Below are 13,904 nucleotides of genomic sequence, written 5' to 3'. Positions count from 1 at the left end.
GAGATGTTGGTACGTTACTTTGCTGCCGCACGCGCTGCCGCAGGCTTTGAGGACGAGAAGTTCGACCTGCCTGCCGGAGCCACAGTGGCTGACCTGCTGGCAGCCGTAGCCGCGGTGGAACGGCCCGAGCCCCCCGCCGGGACCCCGCCACTCCCCCGGCTCCTCTCCCGCAGCAGCTTCCTGCTCAATGAGGTGGCCGTGCGGGACCAGGCGACGGTGCTGGGTCCCGACGACGTGGTGGACGTACTGCCGCCGTTCGCGGGGGGCTAGCCAGCACAGGGCAGCCGGAGCCATGTGGGTTTTGACTGTCCGGGTTCTGCGGCCGGGCTCGATTGTCAGACCCTGGTTGGATGATGTGGGTATGGGAATCAGCGGTGGTTTGGGGGCGGTGCTGGAGGGCGTTCGTGCCTCTCTCGCTGCCCTTGATGCGCTGGTTCTTGAGGACCGGAACCTCGAACATCCTGCGCTGACTGCTTCGGCTGGAGATATTGACGTGCTGCAGCGCCGGTATGAGCTGTGCCTTGAGCGGTTGGAGGTTGTTGCCCGGTTGGAGGCACAGCTTGCGGCAGTGAAGGCGCGGGACGTGGCGGAGTGCCTGGGGTTGCAGCAGGCCATGACTCCGCCGGATGCCTGCCTGCAGGACCGCACCTACGCGGAGATGTCCGTCGTGGAGGAGATCGCCGGCGTCCTGACCATCAGCTCCGCCGCCGCGGGCGCGTTGGTGGACCAGTCACGGCGGGTCTGTTCCCTGCCACCGGTGCTCGAGGCGCTGTCCACCGGTGCCGTGTCCTGGCAGCACGCCCGCATCATTGCCGACGAAACCGAAGAACTCACCCCCGAAGGCGCGCTGGAGTTGGTGGCGCATTTCTACCCCGACGCGCCCAACCCCGCACGCGGCGCAGCCCCCGGTGAGCTTGTCCCGTCCCGGTTCCGGGCGAAAGTCCGTAGTTGGCGGGAACGCCACCACCCCGACTCCATCGGGAAACGCCACGCCAAAGGTCAGGCGGACCGGCGGATGGAATACAGCCCCGACCGGGACGGTATGGCCTGGCTCTCGCTCTACCTCCCCGGGGACACCGCGTGCGCCATCTGGAACCGCACCACCGCCACAGCCCGCGGCCTCCAAGGACCCGACGAAACCCGCACCCTCAGCCAACTCCGCCCCGACATCGCCGCCTCACTGCTCCTCGGTGCCGGAAACCCTGCCGAACCCAGCAAGATACCCGCCCCGCGTGCGGATGTCCTGGTCACGGTTCCGGTGTTCTCCCTCCTCGCCCTTACCGACGAACCCGCAGAACTGGACGGGTTCGGCCCGATCCCGGAGTCGATGGCGCGGAAACTGGTGGCTGACGGGGCTGACTCGTTCTTCCGGGTCCTGGTCGACCCCCGCGACGGGGCACCACTGGAAATCGGACGCACCCGCTACCGGCTCACGGAGGCCATCAAACGCTGGATCAGGTTGCGCGACGGCAAATGCACGTTCCCCGGCTGCACCAACCGCACCCCCGACAACGAAATCGACCATGGCACAGCTTGGGAACACGGTGGAAGCACCGGGATCAGCAATCTCGGACAACTTTGCCCGAAACATCACCACCTGAAGCACGCCCGGGCATGGGTACCTGATGCCGCAACCCAACATGAGCCACCCGGTTGGACCTCACCCAGCGGCCGCCACTACAAACCCGAACACCCAGACCGAGAACCAACGCACTGGCCACCGGGAATTTTGCCGTGGAGTAATTTCACCGCTGCGCTGGAAACCGCACCGCACACGGCAGCCCCGCCCACTGCCACAGCTGAATCAGATGCAACCAGGCCGCTGGAGGATTTGCCTAACAAGGAAGTGCTTGCCGAGGTCCCAGCGTGGCCGGAGCTGGAAATGGAGGAACCCGACGGGGACAACCTGCTGGATCCGGACGACCTCTGCGCTACCGATGCCCTCTGGGACGACTTCTACGCGAAACCCTTTATGTTGCCGCCAGACCCACAAACAGACTGGGAGCTACTGCTCTCGCTGACGTGACAGTGGAGACACCTCGCTGCCTTCTTAACGCTGTCCTGTAGCCACTACCGCGATCAATTGCTGTCACGCCCGTTGAAATACCGAGCGCATGAACGGCCGGTAGGGCGAAGCCTTGCCGTCGATCCCAGCCTCGGGTGAGTCGCCGCCGTCGTGCGTGTCGGGGGACCGGAGGTCGGTGACATGGGTCAGGACATCGTCTTCCACCCAGATTGAATGGCGCGTCCAGCCGCCGTCGCCGGGGCGTTCAATGCGCAGGACGCCGTCGTGCCAGGTGCAGCGCGCGGCTGTACCCGGGCCGCCACCAGGGCTGTCCACGTAGTACCAAAGCACATCCGGATGGACGGGGTCGAGGGTGAAGATGCCGTGCCCTTCGAAGTGGCCCCCGTCCGGCTCAACGTGCCGGTAGCTCTGTACCGTCCCAAGGCCACCGGCCACCCGGGTATACGAAACTTCAGCTTCCACGTCGCTGGCGGGCCCCCAAGGCCCCGCAGCCACGCGGGTGCTTCCCCGCCAATGGCCAAGGAGGGCTGACAGGGCAGGATGCACCTGCACCTGCGCCGGCTGGTTCGCTGTCACGCCGCCCCTCCCAAGAATCGCTGCTACCTCAGGATGGACTCTTGGCGGCCGCCGCGCCAGCGTCTTACAGCCCGAACGTCTCCGACTCTTCAAAAGGGCCCACTACTGTGATGGTCCGCGGTGCGGCAGCGAGTTCTGCGGCCAGTTCCTGCACCTGCTCTGCCGTGACGGCTTTGATCAGGCGAAGGGTTTCGTCGATGTCCTGGTATTCGCCGGAGACCAGCTCGGCCCGGCCCAGCCGGGACATGCGGGAGCCGGTGTCCTCCAGCGCCAGGACGATTCCGCCGCCCAGCTGGCCCACTGCCTTGCGGAGTTCATCGTCCGAAATGCCGTGCTCGGCGAGCTTGTCCAACTCCACGCCCAGCAGGTCCACCACCTGGCGTACCTTGGATGGCGTGCAGCCGGCGTACATGCCGAAGTAGCCGGCGTCGGCGTATGACGAAGCGAAGGAGTAGGTGGAGTACACCAAGCCCCGCTTCTCGCGGACTTCCTGGAACAGCCGGGAGGACATGCCTCCGCCCAGGACTGCGTTCAGGACGCTCATGACGTAGCGGCGTTCGTCGGTGGCGACGATCGTGGGGCATCCCATGATGATGTTCGCCTGCTCCACGGCTCGCTTGACCACGTGCAGGCCGGCGGTGCCGGTGATCAGGGCCCGCTCCGTTGACCGCCGCTGCACGGGGGCCGCGTCGGGCTCCAGCGACCACCCCGAGGACTCAAGGGCCTCCACCACGAGTCCGCAGACGACGTCGTGGTCGAGGCCGCCCGCGGCGGTGATGACGAGTTCCTGCGGCTTGTAGTACCTGCGGTAGTGCTCCCAGACGGAGTCGCGGGCAACGGCCTTGATGGCCGTGGGTGTACCGCCGATGGGGCGGCCGAGAGGATGGCTGCCCAGGACCGCGGCGACAAAGTGTTCGTGGGCAACGTCGGTGGGGTCATCGCTGTCCATCGCGATTTCCTCGAGGATGACGTCCCGTTCCTGCTCCATCTCATCGGGGTCCAGCACAGCACCGGTGATCATGTCCGCAATCACGTCAATTGCCATGGGAAGGTCCGAATCGAGGACCCGGGCAAAGTAGCAGGTGCTTTCCTTGGCTGTTGCCGCGTTCGACTCGCCGCCCACCTCGTCGAACGCCGAAGCAATCTCCAAGGCAGTACGGCGCTTGGTGCCCTTGAACAGCAGGTGCTCCAGGAAGTGGGTGGACCCGTGCTGGCCGGGCGCCTCGTCCCGGGAACCCACGCCAACCCAAAACCCGATGGTGGCGGACCGCTGCCCCGGCATCGCTTCCGTCAGTACCCGCACTCCCCCCGGCAGCACGGAACGCCGGACCTCGGACCCGCCGTCGGAGCCGTGGACCAGGGTGTCGCCGGCGTGGTTCTGCTCAAGCGGCAGGGGTACAACAGTCATTGATGCCTTTCAGGACGGGCAGCCGGATCTGGCTGCCATCGTAACAGCGGCGGGACCGGTGGATCATCCACCGGTCCCGCCGATTCATGCTGATGCCCGGAAGCCCGGACTGTTAGACGTCAGCGCCTTCAGCGGGCTCCGTGGCGTGGACGCGCTCGGAGTCGGCCGGAGCCTCTTCCTCGGCAACCACCGGGGCGAGCGAGAGCTTTCCGCGGTCATCGATCTTGGTGATTTCCACCTGGATCTTCTGTCCGACGGAGACCACGTCCTCCACGTTGTCCACGCGCTTGCCGTTGGCCAGCTTGCGGAGCTCGGAGATGTGCAGGAGGCCGTCCTTGCCCGGGGTCAGCGACACGAAAGCACCGAAGGTGGTGGTCTTGACGACCGTACCCAGGTAACGCTCGCCGATTTCCGGGACCTGCGGGTTCGCGATGGCGTTGATGGCGGAGCGTGCTGCGTCGGCAGACGGGCCGTTGGTGGCGCCAATGTAGACCGTGCCGTCGTCCTCGATGGAGATGTCGGCGCCGGTGTCTTCCTGGATCTGGTTGATCATCTTGCCCTTGGGGCCGATGACCTCGCCGATCTTGTCCACGGGGATCTTCACGGCGATGACGCGCGGAGCGAACTCGGAGAGCTCGTCCGGGGTGTCGATGGCCGAGTTGATGACCTCGAGGATGTGCAGGCGTGCTTCGCGGGCCTGCTTCAGGGCCGCCGCCAGAACGGATGCGGGGATGCCGTCGAGCTTGGTGTCCAGCTGGATGGCCGTGACGAACTCGGAGGTACCGGCAACCTTGAAGTCCATGTCACCGAAGGCGTCTTCGGCGCCGAGGATGTCGGTCAGGGCTGCGTAGCGGGTCTGGCCGTCAACCTGGTCGGAGACCAGGCCCATGGCGATGCCGGCGACGGCGGCCTTCAGGGGCACACCGGCGTTCAGCAGGGACAGGGTGGAGGCGCAGACGGAACCCATCGACGTCGAACCGTTGGATCCGAGGGCCTCGGACACCTGGCGGATGGCGTACGGGAACTCTTCGCGGGACGGCAGGACGGGCACGAGTGCGCGCTCTGCCAGGGCGCCGTGGCCGATTTCGCGGCGCTTGGGCGAGCCCACGCGGCCGGTTTCGCCGGTGGAGTACGGCGGGAAGTTGTAGTTGTGCATGTAGCGCTTGCGCGTGACCGGAGACAGCGAGTCGATCTGCTGTTCCATCTTCAGCATGTTCAGCGTGGTGACACCCATGATCTGGGTCTCGCCGCGTTCGAAGATGGCCGAGCCGTGGACGCGGGGCAGGACCTCAACCTCGGCGGTGAGCTGGCGGATGTCGGTCAGGCCACGGCCGTCGATGCGGATCTGGTCCTTGAGGATGCGCTGGCGCACAACGTGCTTGGTGACCGAGCGGAAGGCTGCGGACAGTTCCTTCTCGCGGCCTTCGAACTGGCCGGCCAGGTTGGCCAGGACCTCGTCCTTGAGAGCGTCGGAAGCGTTGTCGCGCTCCTGCTTGTCGGCGATCTGGAAGACAGCGGCGAGCTTGTCGGCTGCAGCGGACTCGACGGCGGCGTAAACGTCGTCCTCGTAGTCCAGGAAGACCGGGAACTCGACCGTGGGCTTGGCAGCGCGGGCGGCGAGGTCGGCCTGGGCGTCGCACAGTGCCTTGATGAACGGCTTGGCAGCCTCAAGGCCCTCGGCCACAACCTCTTCGGTGGGAGCGGTTGCGCCCTGTTCCTTGATCAGGTTCCAGGAGTTGTCCGTGGCTTCGGCCTCAACCATCATGATGGCGACGTCGTCACCGGCAACGCGGCCGGCGACAACCATGTTGAAGACCGAGTTCTCCAGCTGGGAGTGCTTGGGGAACGCGACCCACTGGGAACCGTTCTCGTCGTTTACCAGGGCAACGCGGACGCCGCCGATGGGGCCGGAGAACGGCAGGCCGGACAGCTGGGTGGACATCGAGGAGGCGTTGATGGCCACAACGTCGTAGAGCTCGTCCGGGTTGATGGCCAGGACGGTCACCACGATCTGGACCTCGTTGCGCAGGCCCTTGATGAAGGCGGGGCGCAGCGGGCGGTCCATCAGGCGGCAGGCCAGGATGGCTTCGGTGGACGGGCGGCCTTCGCGGCGGAAGAACGAACCCGGGATGCGGCCGGCAGCGTACATGCGCTCTTCGACGTCGACGGTCAGCGGGAAGAAGTCGAAGCCTTCACGCGGGTGCTTGCCGGCGGTGGTGGCGGACAGCAGCGCGGTGTCATCGTCGATGTACACCATGGCTGCGCCGGCTGCCTGCTTGGCAAGGCGGCCGGTTTCGAAGCGGATTACGCGCTTGCCGAAACGGCCATTGTCTATGACTGCTTCCGAGAACTGGATTTCGGGACCCTCCAAGAGAGTCACCTCCGTTTCTTTCTTACGGAAGTCCAGCCGCATCAACCCAGCCAGCATCTGTCTACTGGCCCTGCACCCGGTCATCGATCGAGACCCACGGGCCGCCGGCTTCAGTCAACGAAGCCGTTCCCGGAGATCACTACCGAGGACCGCGAATGCGTGATGCGGTTGATCCTCCTGTTTAGTTTTTCATTTGAAGAAGGCGGCCCGTTCCGCGTGGAAAGGGCCGCCCCAAAGCCAGACTAGCGGCGCAGGCCGAGGCGCTCGATGAGCGAACGGTAGCGGGCGATGTCAGTCTTCTTGAGGTAGCTCAGCATACGCTTGCGACGACCAACCATGGCCAGCAGACCGCGCTGGGTGTGGTAGTCGTGCTTGTGCTCCTTCATGTGCTCAGTCAGATCCTTGATCCGCTGGGTCAGGACGGCAACCTGGACCTCCGGTGAACCGGTGTCGCCTTCGGCGGTTGCGTATTCCTTGATGATGGACTGCTTTACAGCGGCGTCAAGTGCCACAATTACTCCTTGGGAATGTGCCGTGAGGGCCCAGGTCAGTAACTCACTGCCGGGTCTGCCGCGTCCGTCCCGCTCCGATCATCGAAGGTGGGCGCCTGCAACAGGAACCAGCCGCCACGGACTGCAGCCGGATCCGTCGTCCAGTTTACCGGCCCGGGCCTAACCTTGTCGAAACACGGGCGGCAGGAACCCTGAGGGGTCAGCCCTGCAGCCGGTCCCGGATGGCCGCCATGCCCTGCAGCACTTCGGCGAAGCTGGTGCTCAGCGGTGACAATCCGACGCGGATGCCGTGCGGCGAGCGGAAATCCGGAATGACGTCCCCGTCCCAGAGCGCTTCCACGGTGGCCTTGGTGAAGTCCGGGTGGTCCACCGTGATGTGGCCGCCCCGTTCCCCCGGCTCCCGTGGCGAGGCCAGTTCCGCGCCCAACGGCGCCAGCCAGGCATCGAAGAGCTCCACGGCGAAGGCCGTCAATGCCACGGACTTTTCCCGAATGGCGCCCATCGATGCTTCCTCAATGAGGTCCAGTGTGCCCTGCATGGCGATCATTCCGAAGATGGCGGGGGTGCCGCTGAGGAAACCGCGGATGCCCGCAGCCGGTTCATAGCCTGCAGCCATTTCGAAGGCGTCCTTCCGGCCCATCCAGCCCCAGATGGGCTGGTTCAGGGACGGGAGGTGCCGGGCATTGACATAGGCGAAGGCCGGCGACCCGGGACCTCCGTTGAGGTACTTGTAGCTGCACCCGGCAGCGAAGTCCACGTCCGCGCCGTCCAGGTCGATCTCCACCGACCCCGCGGAATGGCAAAGGTCCCACACCACCAGGGCGCCGGCGTCGTGCACTGCCGCGGTGATTCCGGGCAGGTCGGCAAGGTGCCCTGAGCGGTAGGCGATCTGGCTGAGGAGGACGACGGCGGTGCGGGGCCCGGTAACCTGCCTCACCTGGTCAAGGGTCACCCCGGCGGCGGGGTCCGGCTCGATCCAGCGGAGGGTCAGGCCTTCCTCAAGCGCGATGCCTTCCACAAGGTAGCGGTCCGTGGGGAAGTTCTCGGTGTCGAGCACGAGTTCGTTGCGGTCCGGGTCCTGCACTGCCGCAAGTGCTGCCCTGATCAGCTTGTACAGCACCACGGTGGTGGAGTCCGCGATGATGGTCTGTCCCGGTGCCGCGCCCAGGACGGCACGGCCCATCTGGTCACCGATGGCCTGCGGCATGGCGAGCCATTTCTCGTCCCAGCCGCGGATGAGGCGTCCACCCCACTCGTCACGGACGAAGGCAGCGACGTCGTCGGCGGTCCGCTTCAACGGCCTGCCCAGCGAGTTGCCGTCAAGGTAGGACAGCGGCGTGTCGGTGCCGACGAAGTGATCCCGGAAGTGGGCCAGGGGATCGTTCCGGTCCAGCTCAGCGGCACGCTGCCTGAGCTCCTCCGAGGACACACCGGTGGGGTTTTCCTGATGGATGCTCATTGTCCGATCTCCGTCCTGACAGCGAATAGTTCCGGGAAGAACGTCAGTTCAAGGGCCTTCTGCAGGAAGGTCACACCGCTGGACCCGCCCGTGCCCGTCTTCATGCCGATGGTCCGCTGCACCGTGCGCAGGTGCCGGAACCGCCACAGCTGGAAGTTGTCCTCCAGGTCAACCAGTTCCTCGCAGGCCTCGTACGCCGCCCAGTTGTCCCCCGCATTCTCGTAGATGTGCTTGAAGAGTGGCACCAGTTCCGGAGCGAACTCGTGGGCGCGGGTCACGTCGCGGTCAAGGACTGAGACGGGGACATTGAAGCCCTGCCGGGAGAGGTAAGCCAGGAACTCGTCATAGATGCTGGGGGCGGCAAGCAGTTCCTCCAGCATGGCGTGGGCCTGGGGATCGGACTCGAAGACCGGGAGCATCTTCCGGTTCTTGTTCCCCAGGACGAATTCCACCGCCCGGTACTGGGCGGACTGGAACCCTGAGGAGTTGCCCAGGAAGCCTCGGAACTGCGAATACTCCGTGGGCGTCAGGGTGGCCAGGACGGACCACTGCTCGGTGAGGGTCTTCTGGATGTGCTTGACCCGGGCGATGCCCTTGAGCGCCGAGCCGAGGTCGTCTTCGCGAAGCCACACGGCGGCGCTGCGCAGTTCATGCAGGACCAGCTTCAGCCACAGCTCCGTGGTCTGGTGCTGGATGATGAACAGCAGTTCGTCATGATGTTCGGGCTGGCTGACCGGCTGTTGCGCGCTGAGCAGCGTGGGAAGCTGCAGGTAGGAGGCATAGCTCATCCGCGAGCTGAAGTCGCGGACTATCCCCTTGTCCAGCTTGCGGGTGTTCTTCTCGACGGACACGTCCAGCCTTTCGTTGTTGTCAGCCGGGTGAAGGCTGCAGTCAGCGGCCAGCCAGGAGCTGATGCGCCTGGTCGACATCCAGCCGCATTTGTTCCACGAGGGCCTCAGGGCCACGGTAAGCCACCATGCCCCGGAGCCGCTGCACGAATTCCACGATGACTGTCTGGCCGTAGAGATCGAAGTCCTCCACGGCTTCCTTTGGCCTGTCGATCACGTGCGCTTCGACTTGGCGGCTGACGCCGTCGAACGTGGGGTTGGAGCCTACGGAAATGGCGGCCGGCCAACGCTTGCCGGCCTGGTCCACCAGCCAGCCGGCGTAGATGCCGTCGGCCGGGACCAGGCCCGTGGCGTCCGGGGAAAGGTTTGCCGTGGGGAATCCCAGCGCCCTGCCGCGGGCGGCGCCGTGCACCACTTCGCCGCGCATGCGGTGGGGGCGGCCCAGGACGGAGGCGGCTGTGGCGACGTCGCCTTCCTGCAGGGCCTCGCGCACCCAGGTGGAAGAACAGCGGCGGTCCGTGCCGCCGTCGTCATGCAGGGGGTAGCCCTCGGACCCGAACTCGCTGATGACCTGGACGTCGAAACCGAACTTTTCGCCCAGCGCCTTCATGGTCTCCAGGTCGCCGGAGTTGCCCCGTCCAAAGCGGGCGTCGTGGCCGATGACCACGTGGCTGGCATGCAGGCAGTGCACCAGGTACTGCTCCACGAATTCCTCGGCCGTGAGGCTGGCAAGATCCAGGGAGTATTTGACTACCAGGATGGCATCCAGGCCAAGCTCCCCCAGCGCCTCCAGCTTGTCATCCAGGCCCATGATCAGCTCCGGGGCCGATTCGGGCCGGTGGATGACTGCCGGGTGGGGGTCGAAAGTGATGGCCACGGCCTTCGCCTGTGCGAGGCGGGCCGAACGGATCAGTTGGGACAGCACCTGCTGGTGGCCGCGGTGAACGCCGTCGAAGTTGCCGAAAGTGACAACAGATGGGCCGAAGTCCGCCGGGACATCGGACGGATCGTTCCAGATGTAAACCATCACCCTCGCCTTAAGCTGCCTGAAAGCATCGACGTTCCGTCAACCATGCCGGCCGCGGAACTCTTCAAGGTTACCCGGATTCAGGGCGCAGCTTTTGCGCCTACTCCGCGGCGTTGCCCGGGGCCGCCGCCACCTTGGACGGACGCCGCCGGTACAGCCACACCAGGCCCAGGACGGGCAGCAGCAGGGGGATGAAACCGTAGCCGCGGCCAAAGAGGGACCATACGGTCTCGTGCGGGAACTGGACGGAGTCAAGGATGCTGAGTGTTCCCACCACCAGCACACCCACCAGTTCCACCAGCACTGCCGCCACGGAAACTTTGAACCAGGTGGTTCCCGCCTTCGCCAGCGAAATCGTCGCCACGATATACACCACGGCGGCGAAGGCGGAGAGCAGGTACGCCAGCGGGGCCTCGGAGAACTTGGTGAGGATCTGGTAGCCGGCGCGGGCGGTAGCCGAAATGGCGAAAACGCCGTACACCGCGATCAGCAGGCGGCCGGGCCCGGTGTTGCGGGTGTTGCGGACAGGGGTCTTGCCGGTGGCCGCCTGGGCCTGCTGGTTCTTCATTCTTGCTGCTTCTTCCACTTCAGTACCAGATCTGGTTCATTCGGGCAGCCATGACCAGCGCCGTGACGCCGACGGCGGCCAGGACAAAGTTGCTCCACCGGGTTCGTTCCAGGATGGACCAGTAGATTGCTGCCGGTGGCAGCAGCATGGCCGTGGCCATGTAGCCCCAGAACTCCCAGGCTTCCCCGGCGATGTGTTCGCCGGCGATGACCCGCACGATCGAACCCACCAGGTAGACCACCAGGGCTGCTTCCACGGCCACCACGGACAGGAGGGTGACGTCGTTCGGCGCCTTCTTGAGGATTCCGGCGCCCAGGCACAGCAGGGTGGACACGAGGCCGACGACGAGGATGATCCAAAAGTATCCGTCCATGCTCAGGCCTCCGCTGTAGCGGTTGCCGCAGTCCCGCTGCCGTTTCCGGTGCCGGTGCCGGGGGCAAAGACAAGCACAGGTTTGGCGTAGCTGCCTGCGTCCGCGAGGAGGGCCACCAGGGAACCATCAGGGGCGAAGGCAGCCGCCGGGTGCTCGGCTGTGGCGGCCTCGGGGGTGCCGGCTGCCGCGCCGGCTGCGATCCGCCGGCCGAAGGAAATCTCTGCGGTCTCCGCCGCGGTCAGTTCACGGTTGGGCATCAGGGCCCGGGCTGCCTGGGACATCTCCAGGACGGTGAGCTCATCGGCGAGCTGTTCGAGGGTCCGCGCCTGGTCCAGCGTGTAGGGCCCCACCTGGGTCCGCCGGAGGGCGGTGAGGTGGCCTCCGACGCCCAGGGCGGTGCCGAGGTCCCGGGCCAGTGCCCGGATGTACGTGCCGGAAGAGCACTCAACGGTCACGTCCAGGTCCAGGACACCGGCGTCGCCGTCCCGCCGGATCGAATGCACCTCAAACCGGTGGATGGTGACCGGCCGCGCGGCGAGCTTGACGTCCTCGCCGGAACGCACCCGTGCGTAGGCGCGTTCGCCGTTGACCTTGATGGCGCTGACGCTGCTGGGCACCTGCTGGATGTCGCCCGTGAGCGCTGCAACGGCGTCGTGGATTTGTTCGTCGGCGACGCCGGCGGCGCTGGTGGTGGCAGTGACCTCGCCCTCCGCATCATCCGTGACGGTCGACTGGCCAAGCCGGATGGTGGCGGTGTAGGTCTTGGATGTGCCCACGATGTAGGTCAGCAGGCGGGTGGCTTTGTTGATGCCCAGCACCAGCACGCCCGTGGCCATGGGATCCAGGGTTCCTGCGTGCCCCACTTTCCGGGTCCCTGCGAGGCGCCGCATCCGGCCAACCACATCGTGGCTGGTCCATCCCTGCGGCTTGTCCACTATCACCAGTCCAGAAAGCACGCCTCCCAGTATATCGGCGCAGGTTGGGGCGCCCGTGCAGGCGTACAGCGGCAGGCGTGGGGCCCAGCGGCGAGGGGCGTACGACGGCGGCGGGCAGCCGTCCCTTTCCCTCACCGGCCGTCGTGGGGCGGAAGCCGCGGCGGCTAGGATGGCTGGCATGCCTGAGCTTGCCGCCCATGTCCGCGACGTCCCCGTCAACCAGATCCGGGAGATTACCGAGGCAGCATGGCGCACGCCGGGCGCCGTGGTACTCAGCATCGGGGAACCGGGGTTCGCGCTTCCCCGGCATGTCCTGGACGCGGGTATTGCCTGCCTTGACCGGGACGAGACAAACTACACGCCCAATGCCGGCATCCCTGCTCTTCGCGAGGCGTTCGCCGCCAGGTTCCGGGAAGAACAGGGCGTAGACGTCGGCGCTGAGCGCGTGTACGTGGTGTCGGGGGCGCAGCAGGGACTGCACTTCGCCATGAGCCTGCTGCTCTCCCCCGGCGACGAAATCCTGATTCCCAACCCGGGCTACCCCACGTTCGCCATGACCAGCCGGCTGCTGAACGCCGTTCCCGTGGGCTATCCCCTGCACCCGGAGCATGGTTTCCAGCCCCGGGTGGCCGACGTGGAAGCCCTCATCACCAGCCGCACCCGGGTGCTGGTGCTCAACTCTCCCTCCAATCCGCTGGGCGCCGTGCTCGACGCGGAACTTGTCCGTGAGCTGGTGGAACTGGCCCGCCGCCACGATATCTGGGTCATTTCAGACGAGTGCTACGAGGCGTTCACCTACGATGTGCCGCACGTCAGCCCGGCCCGATTCGATGGCAGCACGCCCAGCGATGCCCGCGTCTTCACCTCGCTGACGCTGTCGAAGACCTACGGCCTGACGGGCCTGCGGATCGGCGCGCTGATTTGTCCGCCGGGGCTCGAACAGAAGATGGACAACGTCATGGAATCGATCGTGTCCTGCGTGGCATCGGCACCGCAATACGCAGCGCTTGCAGCGCTCACGGGCCCGCAGGACTATGTCCGGCACGCACACCAGCACTACCGCGAGAACCGGGACGCGGCGTCGGCGGTCCTGGCGGCGAAGGGAATCCGCTACCTGCCGGCACAGGGCGCGTTCTACCTCTGGGCGGATATGTCCCACGTGACCGGTGGCGATGTGCGGTCCTGGGTACGGCGTTTCCTTGCGGATTCGGGCGTGGCGCTGGCTCCCGGTACGGCGTTCGGCTCCATTGGCGAGGGCTGGGTCCGGATTGCACTGTGCGGCCGGAAGCAGGATTTGCTGGAAGGGTTGTCGCGGCTTCCTGCAGCATCCTGGCCCCGGGACGCTCCAACAGAGAGTCCCCGCTAGCCTCGGGCGCCGGCCAACGCTTTGTCGAGCCAGGAACGCAGCACCTCTGCCGGGGCGGCGCCGGCCTGCCGGGCGGCAACCTTCCCGTCCACGATCACCATCAACGTGGGAATGGCCTGCACGTCGAACCGCCGGGACAGGTTGGGCGACTTGTCCACGTCCACCTTGACCAGCTTGATTTTCCCGGGCCGTTCCCGGGCCAGCTTGTCCAGGACCGGGCTGACCATGCGGCAGGGTCCGCACCATGCAGCCCAGAAATCGACCAGAACCGGAACTGGCGACTGCTCGGCCACGGCCGCGAAGTCGGTGTCGCCTGCGGAAACGATCCATGGCAGGTCCGTCTTGCAGTTGCCGCAGCGCGGGTGGCCGGCGGCCTGGGCCGGCACCCTGTTGGTCTTCCCGCAGGCGGGGCAGGCCACAAGCGTTGGTTCCATG

Annotated in this window: 14 protein-coding genes; 3 read left to right on the top strand and 11 right to left on the bottom strand. The window is 66.1% G+C overall.

Annotated features, from left to right (window positions below; all coding sequences use genetic code 11):
- Window positions 1-3 precede the first annotated feature (3 nt).
- Both AB0313_RS11555 and AB0313_RS11550 read left to right on the top strand, forming a co-directional pair.
- Window positions 4-270, top strand: a complete 267-nt coding sequence (locus AB0313_RS11555) for a MoaD/ThiS family protein (protein ID WP_141940771.1) — start codon at window positions 4-6, stop codon at window positions 268-270.
- A gap of 91 nt (window positions 271-361) precedes the next feature.
- Window positions 362-2,026, top strand: a complete 1,665-nt coding sequence (locus AB0313_RS11550) for a DUF222 domain-containing protein (RefSeq protein WP_366305617.1) — start codon at window positions 362-364, stop codon at window positions 2,024-2,026.
- Between the two features lie 63 nt (window positions 2,027-2,089).
- Here AB0313_RS11550 and AB0313_RS11545 read toward each other — a convergent pair whose 3' ends face one another.
- The 10 genes from AB0313_RS11545 to truB all read right to left on the bottom strand — a co-directional run bounded on the left by AB0313_RS11545 (window position 2,090) and on the right by truB (window position 12,124).
- Window positions 2,090-2,602 carry a DUF1579 domain-containing protein gene (locus tag AB0313_RS11545; protein ID WP_366305615.1) on the bottom strand — a complete coding sequence of 171 codons (513 nt, stop codon included), beginning with the start codon at window positions 2,600-2,602 and terminating at the stop codon, window positions 2,090-2,092.
- Between the two features lie 64 nt (window positions 2,603-2,666).
- On the bottom strand, window positions 2,667-4,010 hold the full coding sequence (locus AB0313_RS11540) for a pitrilysin family protein (protein WP_141940768.1): 1,344 nt from the start codon (window positions 4,008-4,010) through the stop codon (window positions 2,667-2,669).
- 112 nt (window positions 4,011-4,122) lie between these two features.
- On the bottom strand, window positions 4,123-6,381 hold the full coding sequence (locus AB0313_RS11535) for a polyribonucleotide nucleotidyltransferase (RefSeq protein WP_141946218.1): 2,259 nt from the start codon (window positions 6,379-6,381) through the stop codon (window positions 4,123-4,125).
- Window positions 6,382-6,623: 242 nt separating this feature from the next.
- Window positions 6,624-6,893: a 30S ribosomal protein S15 gene (rpsO, locus tag AB0313_RS11530; RefSeq protein ID WP_043452786.1), complete on the bottom strand. Its 270-nt coding sequence runs from the start codon at window positions 6,891-6,893 to the stop codon at window positions 6,624-6,626.
- A 199-nt stretch (window positions 6,894-7,092) separates the two neighbouring features.
- Window positions 7,093-8,352 (bottom strand): kynureninase, encoded by a 1,260-nt coding sequence (kynU, locus tag AB0313_RS11525; protein WP_366305612.1) that lies wholly within the window; start codon window positions 8,350-8,352, stop codon window positions 7,093-7,095.
- Window positions 8,349-9,203 (bottom strand): tryptophan 2,3-dioxygenase, encoded by an 855-nt coding sequence (gene kynA / locus AB0313_RS11520; protein ID WP_366305691.1) that lies wholly within the window; start codon window positions 9,201-9,203, stop codon window positions 8,349-8,351. The genes kynU and kynA overlap by 4 nt, the downstream gene beginning before the upstream one ends.
- 40 nt (window positions 9,204-9,243) lie before the next feature.
- Window positions 9,244-10,227: a bifunctional riboflavin kinase/FAD synthetase gene (locus tag AB0313_RS11515; RefSeq protein ID WP_307303605.1), complete on the bottom strand. Its 984-nt coding sequence runs from the start codon at window positions 10,225-10,227 to the stop codon at window positions 9,244-9,246.
- Window positions 10,228-10,327: 100 nt separating this feature from the next.
- The gene (locus tag AB0313_RS11510; protein ID WP_366305610.1) at window positions 10,328-10,795 is read right to left on the bottom strand and encodes a hypothetical protein; all 468 of its coding nucleotides are present in this window, start codon (window positions 10,793-10,795) and stop codon (window positions 10,328-10,330) included.
- 19 nt (window positions 10,796-10,814) lie between these two features.
- Entirely contained in the window at window positions 10,815-11,168 is a 354-nt protein-coding gene (locus AB0313_RS11505; protein ID WP_141940764.1) for a hypothetical protein, read from the bottom strand.
- Window positions 11,169-11,170: 2 nt separating this feature from the next.
- On the bottom strand, window positions 11,171-12,124 hold the full coding sequence (truB, locus tag AB0313_RS11500; RefSeq protein WP_366305608.1) for a tRNA pseudouridine(55) synthase TruB: 954 nt from the start codon (window positions 12,122-12,124) through the stop codon (window positions 11,171-11,173).
- A 157-nt stretch (window positions 12,125-12,281) separates the two neighbouring features.
- Between truB and AB0313_RS11495 the strand changes: the two genes are divergently transcribed.
- On the top strand, window positions 12,282-13,469 hold the full coding sequence (locus AB0313_RS11495) for an aminotransferase class I/II-fold pyridoxal phosphate-dependent enzyme (protein ID WP_366305606.1): 1,188 nt from the start codon (window positions 12,282-12,284) through the stop codon (window positions 13,467-13,469).
- On the opposite strand, the gene trxA is transcribed toward AB0313_RS11495, so the two are convergent.
- Entirely contained in the window at window positions 13,466-13,903 is a 438-nt protein-coding gene (gene trxA, locus AB0313_RS11490) for a thioredoxin (protein WP_366305604.1), read from the bottom strand. The genes AB0313_RS11495 and trxA overlap by 4 nt on opposite strands.
- Window position 13,904: the final 1 nt, after the last annotated feature.

Origin of the sequence: Pseudarthrobacter sp. NPDC080039 (assembly GCF_040702335.1) — a bacterium.
Taxonomy (GTDB): Bacteria; Actinomycetota; Actinomycetes; order Actinomycetales; family Micrococcaceae; genus Arthrobacter; species Arthrobacter enclensis_A.
Note: the sequence above shows the minus strand (reverse complement) of the source record. Positions and strands in the feature narration are given on the sequence as shown.